The 20,650-nt window shown below is 69.2% G+C and carries 16 protein-coding genes; 7 read left to right on the forward strand and 9 right to left on the reverse strand.

Annotation, left to right across the window (positions count from 1 at the left end):
- Positions 1–356: 356 nt before the first annotated feature.
- The 3 genes from ACZ434_RS15630 to thyX all read right to left on the reverse strand — a co-directional run bounded on the left by ACZ434_RS15630 (position 357) and on the right by thyX (position 4,061).
- A complete protein-coding gene (locus tag ACZ434_RS15630) occupies positions 357–2,042 on the reverse strand; it encodes a ribonuclease J (protein WP_468455921.1) in 1,686 nt (561 codons plus the stop codon).
- Between the two features lie 152 nt (positions 2,043–2,194).
- Complete coding sequence (dapA, locus tag ACZ434_RS15635) at positions 2,195–3,097, reverse strand: 4-hydroxy-tetrahydrodipicolinate synthase (RefSeq protein WP_468455923.1); 903 nt, start codon at positions 3,095–3,097, stop codon at positions 2,195–2,197.
- A 211-nt stretch (positions 3,098–3,308) separates the two neighbouring features.
- Positions 3,309–4,061, reverse strand: a complete 753-nt coding sequence (gene thyX, locus ACZ434_RS15640; protein ID WP_468455925.1) for an FAD-dependent thymidylate synthase — start codon at positions 4,059–4,061, stop codon at positions 3,309–3,311.
- 211 nt (positions 4,062–4,272) lie between these two features.
- Here thyX and ACZ434_RS15645 point away from each other — a divergent pair, with 211 nt between their 5' ends.
- Positions 4,273–4,512, forward strand: a complete 240-nt coding sequence (locus ACZ434_RS15645) for a hypothetical protein (protein WP_468455927.1) — start codon at positions 4,273–4,275, stop codon at positions 4,510–4,512.
- Between the two features lie 116 nt (positions 4,513–4,628).
- On the forward strand, positions 4,629–5,183 hold the full coding sequence (locus tag ACZ434_RS15650; RefSeq protein ID WP_468455929.1) for a hypothetical protein: 555 nt from the start codon (positions 4,629–4,631) through the stop codon (positions 5,181–5,183).
- Positions 5,184–5,204: 21 nt separating this feature from the next.
- Here the strand turns inward: ACZ434_RS15650 and ACZ434_RS15655 are convergent, their stop codons facing one another.
- The 5 genes from ACZ434_RS15655 to rpsO all read right to left on the reverse strand — a co-directional run bounded on the left by ACZ434_RS15655 (position 5,205) and on the right by rpsO (position 10,685).
- Positions 5,205–5,648: a hypothetical protein gene (locus ACZ434_RS15655; RefSeq protein WP_468455931.1), complete on the reverse strand. Its 444-nt coding sequence runs from the start codon at positions 5,646–5,648 to the stop codon at positions 5,205–5,207.
- A gap of 14 nt (positions 5,649–5,662) precedes the next feature.
- Positions 5,663–6,415, reverse strand: coding sequence for a 4-hydroxy-tetrahydrodipicolinate reductase (dapB, locus tag ACZ434_RS15660; protein ID WP_468455933.1), 753 nt, complete (start codon positions 6,413–6,415; stop codon positions 5,663–5,665).
- A 26-nt stretch (positions 6,416–6,441) separates the two neighbouring features.
- Positions 6,442–7,821 (reverse strand): M16 family metallopeptidase, encoded by a 1,380-nt coding sequence (locus tag ACZ434_RS15665; protein ID WP_468455935.1) that lies wholly within the window; start codon positions 7,819–7,821, stop codon positions 6,442–6,444.
- Positions 7,818–10,043, reverse strand: a complete 2,226-nt coding sequence (locus ACZ434_RS15670; RefSeq protein ID WP_468455937.1) for a polyribonucleotide nucleotidyltransferase — start codon at positions 10,041–10,043, stop codon at positions 7,818–7,820. The genes ACZ434_RS15665 and ACZ434_RS15670 overlap by 4 nt, the downstream gene beginning before the upstream one ends.
- A gap of 354 nt (positions 10,044–10,397) precedes the next feature.
- A complete protein-coding gene (gene rpsO / locus ACZ434_RS15675; RefSeq protein ID WP_004924725.1) occupies positions 10,398–10,685 on the reverse strand; it encodes a 30S ribosomal protein S15 in 288 nt (95 codons plus the stop codon).
- A gap of 269 nt (positions 10,686–10,954) precedes the next feature.
- On the opposite strand from rpsO, the gene ACZ434_RS15680 reads away from it, so the two are divergent.
- Positions 10,955–11,236, forward strand: coding sequence for a DUF397 domain-containing protein (locus ACZ434_RS15680; protein WP_468455939.1), 282 nt, complete (start codon positions 10,955–10,957; stop codon positions 11,234–11,236).
- A 57-nt stretch (positions 11,237–11,293) separates the two neighbouring features.
- On the opposite strand, the gene eccD is transcribed toward ACZ434_RS15680, so the two are convergent.
- Complete coding sequence (gene eccD / locus ACZ434_RS15685; protein WP_468456385.1) at positions 11,294–12,793, reverse strand: type VII secretion integral membrane protein EccD; 1,500 nt, start codon at positions 12,791–12,793, stop codon at positions 11,294–11,296.
- A gap of 314 nt (positions 12,794–13,107) precedes the next feature.
- On the opposite strand from eccD, the gene eccCa reads away from it, so the two are divergent.
- The 4 genes from eccCa to ACZ434_RS15705 all read left to right on the forward strand — a co-directional run bounded on the left by eccCa (position 13,108) and on the right by ACZ434_RS15705 (position 20,645).
- A complete protein-coding gene (gene eccCa / locus ACZ434_RS15690) occupies positions 13,108–17,088 on the forward strand; it encodes a type VII secretion protein EccCa (protein ID WP_468455941.1) in 3,981 nt (1,326 codons plus the stop codon).
- A gap of 132 nt (positions 17,089–17,220) precedes the next feature.
- Positions 17,221–17,700, forward strand: a complete 480-nt coding sequence (locus ACZ434_RS15695) for a hypothetical protein (RefSeq protein WP_468455943.1) — start codon at positions 17,221–17,223, stop codon at positions 17,698–17,700.
- 18 nt (positions 17,701–17,718) lie between these two features.
- Positions 17,719–20,061, forward strand: coding sequence for a hypothetical protein (locus ACZ434_RS15700; RefSeq protein ID WP_468455945.1), 2,343 nt, complete (start codon positions 17,719–17,721; stop codon positions 20,059–20,061).
- Positions 20,058–20,645 carry a hypothetical protein gene (locus ACZ434_RS15705; protein ID WP_468455947.1) on the forward strand — a complete coding sequence of 196 codons (588 nt, stop codon included), beginning with the start codon at positions 20,058–20,060 and terminating at the stop codon, positions 20,643–20,645. Before ACZ434_RS15700 ends, ACZ434_RS15705 begins: the two co-directional genes overlap by 4 nt.
- Positions 20,646–20,650: the final 5 nt, after the last annotated feature.

The raw sequence follows: 20,650 nt of genomic DNA on the forward strand, positions 1-20,650 counted from the left end.
GCGTTGACTTTTGGCACGCTGTTGAGTTCTCAAGGAACGGACGCTTCCTTCGTACTCACCCTCTCGGGCTTTCCTCCGGGCGCTTCCCTTCGGTGTTTCCGACTCTATCAGATCTTTTCGATCCGATTTCCTCGGTGCTTTCCAGGTTCACGCTTCCGCGTTTCCCTTTCCGGCGGATCCGACTTTATCAGAGATTCTGAGCCGGTTTTCCCACCCGCTTCCGGGACTGGTCCCGGCGCACGAAGCGTCCGGGTGCCCGATCGGGGGGAGCTGTAAACGTACTGGAGCGGGGCGCCCCGATGCAAATCGTGGCGCCCCGCTCCCTGTTCGTCCCTCGTCGGCTCCCCGACGGGTCGTCAGACCTCGACCACCACGGGCAGGATCATCGGCCGGCGCCGGTAGGTGTCGGAGACCCACTTGCCCAGCGTGCGGCGGACCAGCTGCTGCATCTGGTGCGGTTCGACGACACCGTCCTGGGCCGAGCGCTCCAGCACCTCCGTGATCTTCGGAATCACCTCACCGAAGGCGGAGTCCTCGATGCCGGAGCCGCGGGCCTGCACATGCGGGCCGCCCGTGATCTTGCCGGTGGAGGAGTCCATGACGACGAAGACCGAGATGATGCCCTCGTCGCCGAGGATCTTGCGGTCCTTGAGTGCCGGCTCGCCGACGTCTCCGACGGAGAGGCCGTCGACGTAGACGTAGCCCGCCTGGACCTTGCCCGAGATCTTGGCCTTGCCCTCCACGAGGTCGACGACCACGCCGTCCTCGGCGATGACGATGCGGTCGTGCGGGACGCCGGTGAGGGCGCCCAGCTCGGCGTTGGCGCGCAGGTGGCGCCATTCGCCGTGCACCGGCATCAGGTTCTTCGGGCGGCAGATGTTGTAGAAGTACAGCAGCTCACCGGCCGAGGCGTGGCCCGAGACGTGCACCTTGGCGTTGCCCTTGTGCACGACGTTGGCGCCCCAGCGGGTCAGGCCGTTGATCACGCGGTAGACCGCGTTCTCGTTGCCGGGGATGAGCGACGACGCCAGGATCACGGTGTCGCCGTCGACGATGCGGATCTGGTGGTCGCGGTTGGCCATCCGGGACAGGGCGGCCATCGGTTCGCCCTGGGAGCCCGTGCAGACCAGCACGACCTCGCTGTCCGGCAGGTCGTCCAGGGTCTTCACGTCCACGACCAGGCCTGCCGGGACCCTCAGGTACCCGAGGTCACGGGCGATGCCCATGTTGCGGACCATGGAACGGCCGACGAAGGCGACCCGGCGGCCGTACTCGTGCGCCGCGTCCAGGATCTGCTGGATGCGGTGGACGTGGCTGGCGAAGCTGGCCACGATGATCCGCTTGCGGGCTCCGGCGAAGACCTGACGCAGGACGTTCGAGATGTCACGCTCGGGCGGGACGAAGCCCGGGACCTCGGCGTTCGTGGAATCGGACAGCAGAAGGTCGATGCCTTCCTCACTGAGCCGGGCGAACGCATGCAGATCCGTGAGGCGGTTGTCCAGCGGGAGCTGGTCCATCTTGAAGTCGCCGGTGTGCACCGCCATGCCGGCGGGGGTGCGGATGGCCACGGCGAGGGCGTCGGGGATGGAGTGGTTGACCGCGACGAACTCGCAGTCGAAGGGGCCGATGCGCTCGCGCTGTCCCTCCGCCACCTGAAGGGTGTAGGGGCGGATGCGGTGCTCCTGGAGCTTCGCCTCGATGAGGGCGAGCGTGAGCTTGGAGCCGATCAGCGGGATGTCCGGCTTCTCGCGCAGGAGGAAGGGGACGCCGCCGATGTGGTCCTCGTGGCCGTGGGTGAGGACGATGCCCTCGATGTCGTCGAGACGGTCCCGGATGGACGAGAAGTCCGGCAGGATCAGGTCGATTCCGGGCTGCTCCTCCTCGGGGAAGAGGACTCCGCAGTCGACGATGAGCAGGCGGCCCCCGTACTCGAAGACCGTCATGTTGCGGCCGATCTCGCCGAGGCCGCCGAGCGGGGTGACGCGCAGGCCGCCCTTGGGGAGCGGCGGCGGCGGGCCGAGTTCAGGATGCGGATGACTCAAAAGACTCTCCTCAAACACGCGCGCCACGTACCGGTGGCACGTGGCGCGCGTGACGTTCGTGCAGAAGCAGTTGTCGTTGTGGGGTGCGGGCACCGGTGTCCCGCCTGTTCAGTTGTGAAGTACGTCTGCGCGGGCCGTCGCGCGAAGTCTGGTTACTGGAGTTGTACCCCGCCGGCGGCAAGATCGATCTTGAGCTGCTCGATCTCTTCCGGCGTGCACTCGGCCATGGGGGCGCGCAGGGGCCCGGCGGGCAGGCCCTTGAGGGTGAGCGCCGCCTTGGTGGTCATCACGCCCTGGGTGCGGAACACGCCCGTGTAGACGGGGAGCAGCTTCTGGTGGATCTCGGTGGCCTTCTGCACGTCTCCCGAGGTGTAGGCCTCGACGAGGGTGCGCAGCTCGGGGGTGACGAGGTGGCCGACGACCGATACGAAGCCGACCGCTCCGATGGAGAGCAGGGGCAGGTTGAGCATGTCGTCGCCGGAGTACCAGGCGAGGCCGGAGCGGGCGATGGCCCAGCCGGCGCGGCCGAGGTCGCCCTTGGCGTCCTTGTTGGCGACGATCCGCGGGTGCTCGGCGAGCCGGACGATCGTCTCCGTGCTGATCGGGACGCCGCTGCGGCCGGGGATGTCGTAGAGCATGACCGGCAGCTCGGCGGCGTCGGCGACGGCCGTGAAGTGCCGGTAGAGGCCCTCCTGCGGGGGCTTGTTGTAGTACGGCGTGACGACCAGGAGGCCGTGTGCGCCGGCGCGTTCCGCGGCGCGCGCCAGTTCGGTGCTGTGGTGGGTGTCGTTGGTGCCGACTCCGGCCACGACGTGGGCCCGGTCCCCGACGGCCTCCACGACCGCCCGTACGAGATCCGATTTCTCCGCGTCGCTGGTGGTGGGGGACTCGCCGGTGGTGCCGTTGATGATCAGGCCGTCGTTGCCTGCGTCCACCAGGTGGGCGGCGAGCCGCTGTGCGCCGTCGAGGTCGAGTGCGCCGTCCGCCGTGAAGGGCGTGACCATGGCGGTGAGGACCCGCCCGAAGGGGGTCTGCGGAGTCGAGGTCGGAGCCATGGGTTACACGCTACTCGTTGCTCAGGCCGGGGTCTTCCCTCGGGGGAGGCGACAGGGTGGGGCGAAGGGGGAGCCCGGCACTGCCTGCTCGGGGGTTCAGGCAGTGCCGGGCCCGTTCGATCAGGCTAGATGAACTTCACGAAATGTCGCAATACGGACACTTCGCGCGGCTGATCCGTACATGTGTGCTCGCTTGTGGGAGCGGGTCCCGTTACGGGGCGACGCGTCCGTTGGCGTTGAACGCGGCGTACGTGAGCGGCATGAGCCGGGCCCACTCGGCCTCCATCTTCTCGCCGACCATCTCGATCTCCCGCTGCGGGAAGGACGGGACCTTCGCCTGCTCGTGCTGGGTGCGCAGACCGAGGAAGTGCATCAGCGAGCGGGCGTTGCAGGTGGCGTACATCGAGGAGTACAGGCCGACGGGGAGCGCCGCGCGGGCGACCTCGCGGGCGACGCCCTCGGCCAGCAGCTTCTGGTAGGCCTCGTACGCCTGGTGGTACGTGTCGCTCAGCACCGTCCCGACGGCCGAGTGCTGCGCCGGGGTGCCCTCGACGAAGACGTACTTGCCCGGGCGGCCTTCCTGCACGAGCTTGCGCGAGGCGTCGGGGACGTAGAAGACGGGCTGCAGCTCCCGGTACCGGCCGGACTCCTCGTTGTAGGACCAGCCGACCCGGTGCCGCATGAACTCCCGGAACACGAAGATCGGCGCGCTGACCAGGAAGGTCATCGAGTTGTGCTCGAACGGGCTGCCGTGCCGGTCCCGCATCAGGTAGTTGATCAGTCCCCTGGAGCGCTCCGGGTCCTTCTGCAGTTCACCGATGGACTGCTCCCCCAGCGTCGAGACGCGGGCGGCGAACAGGACGTCGGAGTCGGAGGCGCTGGACTTCACCAGCTCGACGGTGACGTCGCTCCGCAAGGTGACGTCGGTGCGCGGTGACGGCTTGGGATCGTCGGCGGAGGTCAAGGGGGTCCTTCCCATCGCGGCTGCTGTGCGGCGCCCACTCTACGGGGCTCCCGAAGCCGTGGGGGAAGTGCCCTGCCGTGACGGAATGGGCGGGTGCGGGCACCTTTCGGGGCATCCGTTCGTCTGTGTTGGTGACAGTGACTCGTTCGATCCCGAAGTTCGATCCCGAAGTTCGATCCGGAAGTTCGACCCCGAAGGGAGACGCACCCCGATGTTCGGTCGGCGCGAACCCGTACCGTTCGCCTTCGTCGCCGAGGCGGACAGGTTCCGCAGCAATGTCACCCCGCCGCCCCGTGAGCGGGCCACCGCCGGTCAGATGGCCGGGCGCTGGCTGCTCGGGCTCACCCTGGTCGCCGGGCTGGTGGGTTCCCTGCTCATAGGGATGCCTTCGATGTCCACCGCCCCCTCCGGCGCGGACACACAGCGGTCGCAGGCCACCGACGGGCGCTGAGCCGCCCCGGCCGGCCCCGCACCGGCGCCGTCCGGACCCCCGAGGGTGGTGACGGGTGACACAGATAGGTAGCCTCACCGGGCACTGCCCACGCATGGATCGAGTGAGGACCAGCCGTGCCCCTGCCCTTCCTGACGGCCGACCGCGCCTTCGACACGGCGGACGACATCGCCCTGCCGCACGACGACCGGGACCGCTGGCGGCGCCCCTACCGTCCCGGTCCCTGGCGGGTGGGGGCGGCGGCGCTCCTGCTGCTGCTCGCCTCGTTCGTGCTGTTCGCCGCGGTGATCATCGCGGCGACGGCGACACCGGCGTCCGCCGGGACGGTGTTCGCGATCGCGCTGGCCGGTGTCGCCTGCGCGCTGCGCCTGCTGCGCATGGGCGTGTGGGTCAGTGCCCGGGGGCTGCGCCACGTGGCGTTCGTCAGCACGCGTACGACGGCCTGGGACCAGGTCGTCTCCGTGCGCACGGTGCAGCAGCCGGTGCGCTGGCTGGGGCTGCCGCGGACGGTGCAGGGGCAGGCGCTGGTCCTCGCCCGGGGGCGTTCCGGGGAGTCGCTGCCGCCGCTGCTGACCACGCACAACGCGGACTTCCTGGGGCGCGACCAGCTCGCCTTCGACCGGGCGGCCGACACCGTGGAGGCATGGGCCTCCGAGTACGGGCGCGACTGAGCCTCCCGTCCCCCCGCGCGCTCAGGACGAGGTCTTGTGCAGCGTGATCGCCCGCTGCATCGCCTTGCGGGCGCGCGGGGTGTCACGGGCGTCGTGGTAGGCGACGGCGAGACGGAACCAGCTGCGCCAGTCGTCGGGGGCGTCCTCGGTCTCGGCCTTGCGCCGGGCGAAGACCTCGTCGGCCGAGTCCCGGTCGATGCGGCCGCTGGGCAGGCGCTTCAGCTCGTCGACGGGCAGGGCGCCCTCGGCGTCGAGCAGGGCGGCGAGCCGGTTGGCGTTGCGGACGAACTCGGTGTTCTTCCACAGGAACCAGACACCGATGACGGGCAGGATCAGCACCGCGACACCGAACGTGACGGTGAGCGGTGTACCGGCCTCGATGAGCAGCACACCACGGCTGCCGACCAGGACGAAGTAGACGACCAGGACGGCGGCCGTGACGGCGTAGGAGATCTTCGCGCGCATGGGGTCCGCTCGGCTCAGTTCAGGTCGAGGAAGTGTTCCAGGCCGAAGGTGAGGCCCGGAGTGGTCACCACGCGGCGGACGCCGAGCAGGATGCCCGGCATGAAGCTGCTGTGGTGCAGGGAGTCGTGGCGGACGGTGAGGGTCTCGCCCTCGCCGCCGAGCAGGACCTCCTGGTGGGCGAGGAGCCCGCGCAGCCGGATCGCGTGCACCGGGACACCGTCGACGTCGGCGCCACGGGCGCCGTCGAGCGCTGTGGCCGTGGCGTCCGGGGCGGGCGCGCTGCCGGCCCGGCGGCGGGCCTCGGCGACGAGCTGGGCGGTGCGTGTGGCGGTGCCGGAGGGGGCGTCGACCTTGTTCGGGTGGTGCAGCTCGACGACCTCGACCGATTCGAAGTACGGGGCGGCGATCTGTGCGAACTTCATGGTCAGGACGGCGCCGATCGAGAAGTTCGGCGCGATGAGCACGCCGGTCCCCGGGGACTGGTCCAGCCGGCCCCCGAGCTGCGCGAGGCGGTCGTCGGTCCAGCCGGTGGTGCCGACGACGGCGTGGATGCCGTGGCGTACGCAGAAGTCGAGGTTGCCCATGACCGAGGCGGGGGTGGTCAGCTCCACGGCGACCTGGGCACCCTGTTCCGCGAGGGTCTCGAGCTTGTCGCCCCGGCCGAGGGCGGCCACCAGTTCCATGTCGTCGGCGGCCTCGACGGCCCGTACCGCCTCGGAACCGATCCGGCCCCTGGCGCCGAGAACCGCCACGCGCAGCTTGCTCATGTTCTTTGCTTCCTTACCGGGATGGGTCAGGCGACGGCGTCGTGCAGGCGGGACGCCTGCTTGTCCTTGAGGGGGCCGATGACCGACAGGGACGGCCGCCGTCCCAGGACGTCGCGGGCGACCGCGCGGACGTCGTCCGGGGTGACCGAGGCTATCCGGGCCAGCATGTCGTCGACCGACATCTGCTCGCCCCAGCACAGTTCGCTCTTGCCGATACGGTTCATCAGCGCCCCGGTGTCCTCGAGGCCGAGGACGGTGGAGCCCTTCAGCTGGCCGATGGCGCGCTCGATCTCGTCGTCGGGCAGTCCGTGCTCGGCGACCTGGTCGAGTTCGTCGCGGCAGATCTTCAGCACGTCGTGCACCTGGGAGGGCCTGCACCCGGCGTACACGCCGAACAGGCCGCAGTCGGCGAAGCCGGAGGTGTACGAGTACACGCTGTAGGCCAGGCCGCGCTTCTCCCTGACCTCCTGGAACAGGCGGGAGGACATGCCGCCGCCGAGGGCGGTGTTCAGCACGCCGAGGGCCCAGCGCCGCTCGTCGGTGCGGGCCAGGCCCGGCATGCCGAGGACGATGTGCGCCTGCTCGGTCTTCCGGCCGATGAGCTCGACGCGGCCGGCGGTGCGCAGCGTCCGCAGGCCGCCGCGCGGGGCGATCGGCTCGGCGGCCGGGTTCTTGAGCGCGCCGGCCTTCTCGAAGGCGGCGCGGACCTGGCGTACGACCTTGTTGTGGTCGACGTTTCCGGCGCAGGCGACGACGAGGTGGGTCGGGTCGTAGTGCTTCCTGTAGAAGCGGCGGATGCGGTCGGCGGTGAGGGCGTTGACCGTGTCGACCGTGCCGAGGACCGGGCGGCCGAGGGGGGTGTCGCCGAACATGGTGTGCGCGAACAGGTCGTGCACACAGTCGCCCGGGTCGTCCTCGGTCATGGCGATCTCTTCGAGGATGGCGCCGCGCTCGACGTCGACGTCCTCCTCGCGGATCACGGAGCCGGTGAGCATGTCGCACACCACGTCGATGGCGAGCGGCAGGTCGGTGTCGAGTACACGCGCGTAGTAGCACGTGTACTCCTTGGCCGTGAACGCGTTCATCTCGCCGCCGACGGCGTCGAGGGCCGCGGAGATGTCCAGGGCGGACCGGCGCGAGGTGCCCTTGAAGAGCAGGTGCTCCAGGTAGTGGGTCGCGCCGTTCAGGGCGGGGGTCTCGTCGCGGGAGCCGACGTGCGCCCAGATGCCGAAGGTCGCCGAGCGGACCGAGGGCAGTGTCTCGGTGACGATGCGCAGGCCCCCGGGGAGGGTGGTCCTGCGGACCGTGCCGATGCCGTTCTCGCCCTTGATCAGGGTTTGGGTACGGGCGACGGCCCGCGCCTCCGAGGAGGTGCGGGCCGTCGCCTTGGCGCTACGGGACGTCACTTGTCGGCGTCGTCCTTCTTGTCGTTGTCGGAGGCGCCCTCTTCGCCCTCGATCACGGGGATCAGGGAGAGCTTGCCGCGGGAGTCGATCTCGGCGATCTCGACCTGGACCTTCTGGCCCACGCCGAGGACGTCCTCGACGTTCTCCACGCGCTTGCCGCCGGCCAGCTTGCGGATCTGCGAGATGTGCAGCAGACCGTCCTTGCCGGGCAGCAGGGAGACGAACGCGCCGAACGTGGTCGTCTTGACGACCGTGCCCAGGTAGCGCTCGCCGACCTCGGGCATCGTCGGGTTGGCGATGCCGTTGATCGTGGTGCGGGCGGCCTCGGCGGAGGGGCCGTCGGCGGCACCGATGTAGATGGTGCCGTCGTCCTCGATCGTGATCTCGGCGCCGGTGTCCTCCTGGATCTGGTTGATCATCTTGCCCTTGGGGCCGATGACCTCGCCGATCTTGTCGACCGGGATCTTCACCGTGATGATCCGCGGCGCGTTCGGGGACATCTCGTCCGGCGTGTCGATCGCTTCCATCATCACGTCGAGGATGTGGAGGCGGGCGTCACGGGCCTGCTTGAGGGCGGCGGCCAGGACGGAGGCGGGAATGCCGTCCAGCTTGGTGTCGAGCTGGAGGGCGGTCACGAACTCCTTGGTGCCGGCGACCTTGAAGTCCATGTCGCCGAAGGCGTCCTCCGCACCGAGGATGTCGGTGAGGGTGACGTAGTGCGTCTCGCCCTCGATCTCCTGGGAGATCAGACCCATGGCGATACCGGCGACCGGGGCCTTCAGCGGCACACCGGCGTTCAGCAGCGACATGGTGGAGGCGCACACGGAGCCCATGGACGTCGAGCCGTTGGAGCCGAGGGCCTCGGACACCTGACGGATCGCGTAGGGGAACTCCTCGCGCGTCGGCAGGACCGGGACCAGGGCGCGCTCGGCGAGGGCGCCGTGGCCGATCTCGCGGCGCTTCGGGGAGCCGACGCGGCCGGTCTCACCGGTGGAGTAGGGCGGGAAGTTGTAGTTGTGCATGTAGCGCTTGCGGGTCACCGGGGAGAGGGTGTCCAGCTGCTGCTCCATGCGGAGCATGTTGAGGGTGGTGACGCCCAGGATCTGGGTCTCGCCACGCTCGAACAGCGCCGAGCCGTGCACCCGCGGGATCGCCTCGACCTCGGCGGCCAGGGTGCGGATGTCGGTGACACCGCGGCCGTCGATGCGCTTCTTCTCCTTGATGACGCGCTCACGGACCAGGGACTTGGTCAGCGAGCGGTACGCGGCGGAGATCTCCTTCTCGCGGCCCTCGAACTCCGGCAGGAGCTTCTCGGCGGCGAGCGCCTTGACGCGGTCCAGCTCGGCCTCGCGCTCCTGCTTGCCGGCGATGGTGAGCGCCTGGGCCAGCTCGGGCTTGACGGCGCCGGTCAGCGCCTCGAGGACGTCGTCCTGGTAGTCCAGGAAGATCGGGAACTCACCGGTGGGCTTGGCGGCCTTGGCGGCGAGGTCGGCCTGGGCCCGGCAGAGCACCTTGATGAAGGGCTTCGCGGCGTCCAGACCGGCGGCGACGATCTCCTCGGTCGGCGCCTCGGCGCCGCCCTCGACCAGCTTGATGGTCTTCTCGGTGGCCTCGGCCTCGACCATCATGATCGCGACGTCGCCGTCCTCCAGGGTGCGGCCCGCGACGACCATGTCGAAGACGGCGTCCTCGAGCTCGGTGTGCGTCGGGAAGGCCACCCACTGGCCGCGGATCAGCGCGACGCGGACGCCGCCGATCGGGCCGGAGAAGGGCAGACCGGCCAGCTGCGTGGACGCGGAGGCGGCGTTGATCGCCACGACGTCGTACAGGTGGTCGGGGTTGAGCGCCATGATCGTGGCGACGACCTGGATCTCGTTGCGCAGGCCCTTCTTGAAGGACGGGCGCAGCGGGCGGTCGATGAGGCGGCAGGTGAGGATGGCGTCCTCGGAGGGCCGCCCCTCACGGCGGAAGAAGGAGCCGGGGATCCGGCCCGCCGCGTACATCCGCTCCTCGACGTCCACCGTGAGGGGGAAGAAGTCGAGCTGGTCCTTGGGGTTCTTGGAGGCGGTGGTGGCCGACAGCACCATGGTGTCGTCGTCCAGGTAGGCCACGGCGGAACCGGCGGCCTGACGGGCCAGGCGGCCCGTCTCGAAGCGGATGGTGCGGGTGCCGAAGGAGCCGTTGTCGATGACGGCCTCGGCGTAGTGGGTCTCGTTCTCCACTAGCGTTTTCTCCGTTACTTGTCGTCTTTCGTCCCTGCCCGCCCGTGTGGCGGGGGGACGGTGGCGGAGAAGCGCTCCACTGGTGCGGGCCGGTCTTCGATCGAAGCACCCGGGTTCACTCTCCCGGGGGCCACTACCGAGGACCGGCGGCGGCGAGGTGCGCTCCTCCTCGTACGTCGTGACGTCCGATGACGTCGGTGGCGTGATGGCCCGCATACCCATGCGGGGCGGGGCATCACACCGTGTCGTGTCTCTTGCGTTGTGCTACCACACTACAAAGGCGCGGTGACAGTCCGCACGTACAGCAAAAGGAGCGGCCCCCTTGTCCCAGGGAACCGCTCCCTTCACGGCGTCCTACTTGGCGCCCGCCGCACCGCGGCGGATGCCGAGGCGGTCGACCAGCGCACGGAAGCGCTGGATGTCCTTCTTGGCGAGGTACTGCAGCAGCCGGCGGCGCTGACCGACCAGGATCAGCAGACCACGGCGGGAGTGGTGGTCGTGCTTGTGGGTCTTGAGGTGCTCGGTCAGGTCGGAGATCCGACGGGACAGCAGAGCGACCTGGACCTCGGGGGAGCCGGTGTCACCCTCCTTGGTACCGAACTCGGAGATGATCTGCTTCTTCACTGCGGCGTCGAGCGACACGCGTACTCCTCATAGTCTGTGAGTGGCCACCGAGTGCCCCCGGTCTTCGTCTCGGGGGGTCTTCCATGACTCGGAAGGCGGGGATCCGCTGGGCGCGGCCACCAGGGCGAGAGCTCGCTCCGGGGGTGCGTACACAAACGGCCGTCAGTCAGCGTACCAGGCGGCAGGGGGCTCTCTCCCCCGGTCCGCGGAACCGCCCAGGTCGGGCGGAGGGGGCCACTAGGGTGAGCGATCGAACCGTTCGTACGTCGGAAAGGGGTCGCTGCGGCATGGCGGAGACGACTGAGGAGATCAAGGCGCGCAAGGAGCGGGAGAAGGACGAGCTCTACGGCCTCGACATCTCCGGCGTCGAGTGGCACAGCGCGCCGGGCACCGAGGAGCACGAGGAACGGGTCGAGATCGCCTACCTGCCCGGCGGTGCCGTGGCGATGCGGTCCTCCCTCGACCCGGAGACGGTGCTGCGCTACACGGAGGCGGAGTGGCGGGCCTTCGTGCTGGGGGCGCGGGACGGGGAGTTCGACCTGGAGCCGGCGGGTCCCGAGGCGGAGTGAGCGCCGTACGCGCCCGGGAGGGCGCAGGAGCGCTGTGCGCCCTCCCCCGGCCGCGTGTCAGCCGGTCATCGACCGCACCGACGCGTACACGTCGAACACGGCGAGCGCCAGCGGTACCAGAGTCAGCAGGACGAAGCCCTCGGCGATCTCCAGGAAGCGTCCCCAGAACGGCGTGAGCCCGCTGCGCGAAGCCATCAGCCCGATGGCGGTGATGAGTACGGCCGCCGCGGCGATGGCCGCGACCAGCCAGACCGTGCGGATGTCGAGAGCCGCGCGGTCACCCTCCAGCGCGTCCCGGACCAGGGCGCTCGGCGGGTTGAGCGCCAGGCCGAGACCGAGCGCGATCAGGGATCCGAGGCCGGCCGCCAGGACGGTGGCGACCTGCGCGGTGTAGCGGAACAGCTGCGCGCGCATCAGCAGGGCGATGCCGGTGGCCAGGGCCAGCAGCTGCGCCCAGAGGCCGTCGGAGAAGCCCAGCACCAGGGCAGCGCCGACCGCGATCAGCGAGCAGCCGCCGACCAGTCCGACGAGGAGTTCGTGTCCGCGCCGGGCCTGGGCCTCGATCCGTCCGGCGTCCACCGGCTCATGCGGTTCGGGGTCGTCCGCGTACACGCTGCGCGGTGCGGTGTTCGGCGCTTCGAAACCGATGGGCAGGCGCGCGAAGCGCATGGACATGCCCGGAAGGAAGGCCAGCGCCCCGATGGCGACGGGGGCGCACAGGGCGGCGATCTCGGCCGGCGTCCAGTTCCGCAGCAGTGCCACGAAAGCCGCGACCAGGGCGAGGCCCGAGGCGACCGCGAAGGCGACGAAGGGGCCGTCGCCGCCGGGCGAGCACAGGGTGAGGATCACCGAGGCCACCAGCACGGCCGCGCAGGCGAGCAGGAACTGGAGCTTCCCGATGCCCTGCCCTTCGGAGAGGGTCAGCAGTCCGGAGCCCGCCACACCCACGTTGGGGAGTGCGCCGAGGCCCAGCGCGATGGCCGAGGCCCGGTCGTCGTAGACGCGCGCGCGGACGCAGGCGAGGACGACGAGGAGCACTCCGGCGACGCCCGCGAGGAGGCCGGGGAGGCTGTGCATGTCGTGCCGCGGGTCGGCGCTCCAGGCGACGAAGGCGAGCAGGGCGGGCAGCAGGCCGCCGCCGACGAGACCCGCCACGCGGGTGAGGTCCTCGCGCCACAGGGACCGGTCCCGGGTCACCGCGGAGGCGACCGCCTCGGAGACATCGTCGAAGACGGCCGGCGGCAGCGATTCGGAGAACGGGCGCAGGGTGAGGAGTTCACCGTCGAGAATGCGCTGCGCGGCGAAGGAACGGGCGCTGTCGAGGACGGTGCCGTCGCGCCGGACGAGGTGGTAGCCGACCGGCGCGCCCTCGGCGGCGGTCTGCCGGGACAGCCGGAGGATCTCCGGGTAGAGGTCGGCGACCGGTACGTCGTCGGGGAGAGCCACGTCGATGCGGCTGTCGGGGGCGACGATGGTGACCCGGCAGAAGCCGAACCCCGCCACGGTCCCGGGAGGGGCTCCCCGGCCGGATTCGCTGGTGCCGGTGGCGGCCGTCATGCTCACCTGCTGCTCCCCCTCGGTGCTGCTTCCGTGTCTGCGGTGTGAAGAACCCGCGCGCCTTCCCGGTGTACGCCGCAGGTCCCGGTGGTGCGGGGCGGACGGGAGGCCGGGCCCGGCGCGTGCGCGTCGCGCCACATCCCACGGAATGTCCTGTACGTCCGCCGGGCTTCCTGTGTGCTCACGCGAACATCCGGCACCCTACCGCCCGCCGGTGTGTGATGGGATCAGTAGGATCACGCGGCGGCCCTCGTCCGCCTGAGACGGGGTGGTGGACGGCAAACCCAGCGGGCCGGCAAGGGAATTGGTGAGCAGTGAGCCAGATCGTCGTGAAGCGCCCGCCACGAGCGCTGCCGCCGGAGGTGCCCGCGGGTGAGGTGATGGTCCAGCCGCCGCCCGAACTGCCCCGCAATCAGCACGAGAGCGTGCTGATGCAGTTGTTGCCGACGTTGGGAATGGGCGGCTCGGTCGTCTTCTTCTTCACCAGCGGGCAGCCGTTCATGCGGATCATGGGCATGGTGATGATCGCGTCGACGATCGCCATGTCGATCGCCATGGTGGTCCGCTTCCGCCGGGGGTCCCAGGGGCAGCTGGCCGATCTGCGCCGCGACTACCTGAGTTATCTGTCCCAGGTCCGGCGGACCACCCAGGAGACGGCGCGGGCCCAGCGGGACGCCCAGTACTATCTCCACCCCTCCCCCGAACAGCTGTGGGCACTCGTTGCCGAGGGCAGCCGGGTGTGGGAACGCAGGCCGGGCGACGAGGACTTCGGCCAGGTACGCATCGGCCTCGGCCCACAGCCCCTGGCCACGCCACTGGTCGCCCCCGAGACGGGCCCGGTCGAGCAGCTCGAGCCGCTCACGGCGGGTGCGATGCAGCGCTTCGTCTCGGTTCACGGCACCCTGGACGATCTGCCCATGGCGGTCTCCCTGCGCGCCTTCTCCCACATCACGCTGGGCGGGGAACCGGAGGCCGTACGGTCGTCCGTCCGGGCGCTCACGGCTTCCCTCGCCTCCCTGCACTCCCCCGAGGACCTGATCGTCGCGGTCGTGGCCGGACGGCAGGAGCTGCCGCACTGGGAGTGGGCCAAGTGGCTTCCGCACGTCCAGTCGTCCGGTGTCACGGACGGTGCCGGTACCCGCCGGCTGATCGGCGGTGACCCCCGTGAGGTGGAGGACCTGCTGACTTCGCGGCTGGCCGGACGTCCGCGTTTCCACCCGAACGCCGCGCCGCTGCCGGACACCCCGCACATCGTCGTCGTCCTCGACGGCGTGTCCTTGCCGCCGGAGTCCATGCTGGCGAGCCCCGAGGGCCTGCAGGGCGTGACGGTCGTCGAGGTGGCCGGGCGGGAGACAGCCGCTGCGCACGGTGACCTCTCCGTCGTCGTGGGATCCCGCGCGCTGCGCCTGGAGTCGGCGCACGGCGCGGTCTACGAGGGAACACCCGACGTGCTGTCGCAGGAGTCCGCGGAGGCACTGGCCCGTCAACTGGCGCCGCTGCGCATGGCCTCGGGCGGGGACGACGACGAACCACTGTTGGCGAACCTGGAGTTCACGGACCTGCTGAACCTCGGCGACGCCGCCTCCGTCGACACCAGGCGAACCTGGCGGACGCGGTCGCAGGCGGAACGGCTGCGGGTGCCGATCGGGGTCGGTGAGGACGGCCGGCCGGTGATGCTCGACATCAAGGAGGCGGCCCAGGAGGGCATGGGCCCGCACGGCCTGTGTGTCGGCGCCACGGGTTCGGGCAAGTCGGAACTGCTGCGCACCCTGGTGCTGGGTCTCGCGGTCACCCACTCCTCCGAGACCCTGAACTTCGTCCTGGCGGACTTCAAGGGCGGTGCCACCTTCGCCGGTATGGCTCAGATGCCGCACGTGGCGGCGGTCATCACCAACCTGGCGGACGACCTGACGCTCGTCGACCGCATGGGCGACTCCATCCGCGGTGAACTCAACCGCCGCCAGGAGATGCTGCGAGACGCGGGCAACTACGCCAACATCCACGACTACGAGAAGGCCCGCGCGGCGGGTGCTCCGCTCCAGCCCATCCCCTCCCTGCTGCTGGTCATCGACGAGTTCAGCGAACTGCTGACGGCGAAGCCCGACTTCATCGACATGTTCGTGCAGATCGGACGGATCGGCCGGTCGCTGGGGGTACATCTGCTGCTGGCCTCGCAGCGCCTGGAGGAGGGGCGGTTGCGCGGTCTGGAGACGTACCTGTCGTACCGCATCGGGCTGCGTACGTTCTCCGCCGCCGAGTCGCGGGCGGCGCTGGGTGTGCCGGACGCGTACGAGTTGCCGAACGTGCCGGGTTCCGGGTTCCTCAAGTTCGGCACGGACGAGATGCTGCGCTTCAAGGCGGCGTACGTCTCCGGGGTCTACCGGTCCGGAGGGCAGCAGGGAGTGGTCACGGGCGGCGGCCCCCTGCCGGTGGACCGACGGCCGGTGCTGTTCACGGCGGCGCAGGTGCCGGTTCGGTACGCGCCGGTGCCGCAGCAGGGCACGCGTCCGGCGGGCGGCGCGGACGAGGTGGACGACGCGCTGGCGGACACCGTGCTCGATGTCGTCGTCCGCCGGCTGGAAGCCCAGGGTCCGGCGGCTCATCAGGTGTGGCTGCCGCCGCTGGACAGCCCGCCGTCACTGGACGGGTTGCTGCCCGGACTCACCGCCGTGGAGGGCCGGGGTCTCACCCAGCCCGGCTACGAGGGCGCCGGGCGGCTGGTGGTCCCGGTCGGCATCGTCGACAAACCGTACGAGCAGCGTCGTGACCCACTGTGGGTGGACTTCTCCGGCGCGGCGGGGCACATGCAGGTGCTCGGCGGCCCGCAGTCCGGCAAGTCGACTCTGCTGCGTTCGCTGATCTGTTCGTTCGCGCTCACGCACACGCCGCACGAAGTGCAGTTCTACGGACTGGACTTCGGCGGTGGCGGTCTGTCGGCGGTCGCCGGGCTTCCGCATGTCGGTGGTATCGCCTCCCGGCTCGATCCGGAGAAGGTGCGGCGTACCGTGGCGGAGGTGTACGGCGTCCTGACCCGCCGCGAGGAGTACTTCCGGGCCTCGGGCGTCTCGTCCATCGCCGAGTTCCGCACCCGCCGAGCCCGCGGCGACATCTCGGTCACCGACCAGCCGTGGGGTGACGTCTTCCTGGTGATCGACGGTTGGGCCAACTTCCGCGCCGACTACGAGGCGCTCGACCAGGTGGTCACCGACATCGCCGCGCGTGGCCTGGGTTACGGCATCCACCTGGTCCTCTCGGCGTCCCGCTCGATGGAGGTACGGTCCGCGCTCAAGGACAACTTGCTGAACCGGCTGGAGCTGAGGCTCGGCGACACCATGGACTCCGAACTGGATCGCAAGGTGGCCGCGAACGTGCCCACCGGTGTGCCCGGCCGGGGCCTGTCACCGCAGAAGCTGCACTTCATGGCGGCGGTGCCGCGCATCGACGGACTGACCTCGGACACGGACCTGGCGGACGCCACATCGGCACTGGCGGCCGAGGTGTCGCGGCACTGGCAGTCGCCGGGTGCCCCGGAAGTCCGGCTGCTGCCACGCGAGTTCCCGGCGGAGCAGTTGCCTCCGGGGGACCGTTTCCCGCGGCGCGGTATCGCCTTCGCGCTCGACGAGAACAACCTCGAACCCGTCTTCGTCGACTTCGACCAGGACCCGTTCTTCCTCGTCTTCGGCGAGAGCGAGTCCGGCAAGTCGAACCTGCTGCGCCTGCTGATCAAGCAGCTGACCGCGCGTTACGCGGGTGACGAGTGCAAGCTGTTCGTGGTGGACAACCGGCGCTCCCTGCTGGGTGTCACCCCGGACACGCACCTCGCCGAGTACATCCCCATGTCCAACGACATGGAACACCACATGGCGGCGCTGGCCGACCTGATGAAGCGGCGGACGCCGACCGCGGAGGTGACCGCCCAGCAGTTGCGCGACCGGAGCTGGTGGCAGGGCCCGACGGTGTACGTGGTGATCGACGACTACGACCTCGTCGCCACGTCGAGCGGCAACCCGTTGAGCGGCCTGACCGAGCTGCTGCCGTTCGCCCGCGATGTGGGCGTGCGCTTCGTCATCGCGCGTTCCACGGCTGGCGCGAGCCGTGCGTCGTACGAGTCGTTCATGCAGCGCATCAAGGAACTGGGCGCCCAGGGAGTCGTCCTGGCGGGCGACCCGGCCGAGGGCGACATCCTGGGCGGGGTACGCCCACGGCCGATGCCTGCCGGACGGGGCGTGTTCGTGTCCCGGCGGCGGGGGAGGCCGTTGGTACAGACGGGACTCGTGTCGGAGGAGGAGTGGTGACGGTTCGCCGGTCCTCCGCTCCGGCAGCGCCCGTGGCCGCCGCCGGGAGGCGTCGCGATCCTGAGTGCGGCCACTGCACGGAGAAACCCGGTACGACCACATCCGGCTGACAGCGGTGAGGGGAGCCAAGTCGTGGCATGGGACGAGTGGGAGCGGTTGAAAGCCCAGGCTGCCGACCGGCAGTCGGCGCGCATGCAGGTCAACCAGGCGCCCGCCCAAGGGGGGCCCGGTGGCGGTGACAAGCCCGACCTGGTGGTGCGGCAGGACGACCTGGGTGCCGTGGGGCACGACGCCTTCGTTCTGCACGGTGACCTCGTGAAGAAGGTGGACATCGCCGGGGCGGGCCTGAATTCCGACCAGGCCGGCTCGACCCACCAGGCGGCATCGGCCCTGTCCAGGTCGCACTTCACCATGGGCGACGAACTGATGACGACGCTGTCGGTCTGGGAGAGCCAGGTGAAGGCGGTTCGCCAGGCCTGTGCCCACATTTCGAACCATCTGGACTTCAGCAAGAAGCTGCACGCCAACGACGATGCCGAGATCGCCGCCGTCATCATGAGCCGGGACGGCACCGAAATGCCCGCTTCGGAGCTCGACAAGTACTTCAAGTAGTACGGGGGAAGCCCGCGCATGTCCATCACCTACGACGACCTGATGCAGGTCGACCTCGGCGCGCTGAGTACCGCCGTAGCGGACTGGAAGAAGGTGGTCGGCCATCTGAAGCAGCTCGAGGCCGATGCCCGCGACGGTCTGAAGAAGAAGTCCGACCGTGCCCGCTGGGAAGGCCTGAACGCCGGCGTCACGCGGGAGTTCGTGAACAAGACGGCCAAGGAGTTCGCGGACCTCCATCTGGAGGCCAACAGCATCTTCCAGGTGCTGGACGACGCACACCGTGAACTCGAGGCACTGCAGAAGCGTGTCAGATCACTCACGGACGAGGCCAAGGGCAAGGGCTACACCGTTCAGGACAACGCCGACGGAACGGTGAGTGTCGGCATCCTGCCCAAGCCGGGGACCGGCGGAAAGGAGGGGACGGACGGCAAGGACGAGTCGAAGGAGGACCGGCAGCGCTATGCCGACTCCATTACGCGCAAGCTCGCGCACGCCAACGACATCGACGTCTCCACCAAGCTGGCGCTCAAGCGGGCACACGGAGACGACCCGTACAACGCCGGCCACGCGAAGTACGACTCCCTCAACGACGCACAGGTCGAGCGGGCCCTGGCACTCGCCAAGAAGCGCGAGAACCTCACCGACCGCGAGCTCACCGAGCTGAACAGGCTGCTCCGCCACAACGGGCGGGAGAAGGACGGTGAGTTCGCGACCGAGTTCTTCGAGGGCCTGGGCGGGCCGAGGCAGACACTCGAGTTCTACGCTGCGATGTCGGTCAACGGAACGGAAGAGGACGCCTCGAAGACGCGCCTGGCCGGGGTGCGGGACCTGCAGAGATACATGGGCCACGCACTGGCCAACGCCACCGACCCCTACACCCCGCAGAGTGTCCGAGGGGACCGGCAGCATCTTCCCTCGTGGTGGGGTGCGGAGTTCCGCAAGCTGGGCACCCAGGAGGTCGAGTGGACCCAGGGCATGATGAGCAAGCCCTACGGCTACCAGGTCCTGGGCGGCCTGCTCCGCTACGGGAACTACGATCCCGCCTTCCTGACCCCCATCGCGGAACACGTCACCCAGCTCCACGAGGACGACCCCCACCGCTTCCTGTCCAACAGGCCCACGGGCGCCGACGACAGGCTCGGCTTCAACCCCTCCGGGAAGCTCGGCACCGGCAACGACCCGCTGCACAGCGTGCTCGAGGCGCTGGGGCACAGCCCTGAGGCAGCCGAGCAGTTCTTCACGGAGAAGCCCACGGCGTACAACGAGGACGGGACGATCAGGTCGGGCGGGAAGACGGACTTCAAGTCCTACCTCGACCTGTTCACATCCAAGGACTTCGAGTGGACGATCGACACGAACAGTCACCACGTTCTCGCGGATGAGGAAGCGACGAGGAGGGCTCTCAACTTCGGGCCCAACGCCCTCGGCCACGCCCTCGAGGCCGCCGCGACCGGCCACCCGTACGACAGCGGAACGGCAGACCCCTCGGTCAAGCACAGTGAGGCGCAGGCCACGCTGGTCCACGACATCGTCGAGAAGTTCTCGAACAACCCGGACCTGCTCACGCACAACATGAACGGGGACCTCGAGAACGAGGAGACCGGCCCCCTCTACGCCCTGCGCGACAGTCTGGGCAACATCTCGGCGGATTACATGGGCGACTTCCAGCGGTCGATGTACCTGGAGAGCTCCGACAGCAAGACCTTCCCGGTCAACGGCGCGCCGGCCAACCTCGGATACGGGGACGCGCAGAGGTTCCTGGGTCTGGTGGGACAGGATCCGGACGCCTACGCCGCCATCACTTCGGCGCAGCAGGCGTACACGGCGAACGTGGTGCACGAGTTCCTGAAGGCGGAGGGGAAGGATCTCACCGCGGAGGACGGCGCACGCGTGGGGGACCTGGTCGCTCCGGGGGCGGCGATCGCGGGCATCATGAGCAACTCGCGGGCGGACGCGATTTACGACTACCACACGGCCAAGGACAATGAGTACAACGAAGCCGTGGCTGAGAATGCGAAGTGGGTCAACCGGATCGTGGGCATCGGAACGGGCGCCATCCCCGCCCCCTTCTCCGTCATCGGGGAGCCGATCAACTGGCTGGCGGAGGACATTTCCGAGAGTGTCGTGGAGAGCGTTGAGGAAGACACCACCAATGAAGCCGAGCTCAGCGCGGGTCGAGAGTATTCGAAGGGGAGGGAGGCGACGGTGAAGGCATCCCAAGTAGCTGTCACCACATACTTCGCTCACTACGACAGCACCGACCAGGGCATCAGAGAAGCGCTCCTGCGGGCGATCAGCACTCAAGCAGGAGTGAGCCACTCCGATGGCGCCCAGTGGAACTCCTCAGGAGACGCCGCGTGAAGAACCCCGGTCCCCGTTCAGTCGAATCCCTGCTCAAAGAGAGCAAGAGTCGGAGCGAGGGTCCTGTCCTAACGCCGGTGAGACTGCTTGTTGCCATTGCTCTTGCGGTCACTCTCACCGCCTGCGGGGCATCGGACGACGGGCTCTCTTATCCAGTACCGGATAATATCTGCGGAATCCCCGTAGACCAGGACATCCTAGAGCGCCTACTGCACGACGGCGATGAGCTGAAGCAGGACACAGGGCATTTCAGCCTCACCGAAGGCCAGATTTGCCACATGTATGTGGACGGGAACGACTCCGTACAGGGTATCGGCGACTGGCATGAGAGCGGATTCGAGCTACGCGATCACTTCGTGGGCCTCGACAGAAAGCATCTGCGCTACTCCAAGAAGGGTACGGTCGCCTCTTGGCCGTCGGGGGTGATCACCATCATCCCCTGTCCAGGTATCAGCGAGAAGGGGGATGTCCTGACCGTAGAGGTGAGCGACATCAGATCCGACGAAAACTCGCGCGAACTTCTGGAAGAGCTTGCTCCCGAATATTTCGACGGCTACGCGAAAAGGCTCGGCTGCCCGACCTGAGAGCC

It is taken from the genome of Streptomyces sp. NPDC030893 (assembly GCF_055571535.1).

What these genes read in the sequence shown, in the direction of transcription:
- dapA (WP_468455923.1), bottom strand. Translation starts at nt 3,097, where the DNA reads ATGGCTCCGACCTCGACTCCGCAGACCCCCTTCGGGCGGGTCCTCACC.
- ACZ434_RS15645 (WP_468455927.1), top strand. Translation starts at nt 4,273, where the DNA reads ATGTTCGGTCGGCGCGAACCCGTACCGTTCGCCTTCGTCGCCGAGGCG.
- ACZ434_RS15655 (WP_468455931.1), bottom strand. Translation starts at nt 5,648, where the DNA reads ATGCGCGCGAAGATCTCCTACGCCGTCACGGCCGCCGTCCTGGTCGTC.
- dapB (WP_468455933.1), bottom strand. Translation starts at nt 6,415, where the DNA reads ATGAGCAAGCTGCGCGTGGCGGTTCTCGGCGCCAGGGGCCGGATCGGT.
- ACZ434_RS15680 (WP_468455939.1), top strand. Translation starts at nt 10,955, where the DNA reads ATGGCGGAGACGACTGAGGAGATCAAGGCGCGCAAGGAGCGGGAGAAG.
- eccD (WP_468456385.1), bottom strand. Translation starts at nt 12,793, where the DNA reads ATGACGGCCGCCACCGGCACCAGCGAATCCGGCCGGGGAGCCCCTCCC.
- ACZ434_RS15700 (WP_468455945.1), top strand. Translation starts at nt 17,719, where the DNA reads ATGTCCATCACCTACGACGACCTGATGCAGGTCGACCTCGGCGCGCTG.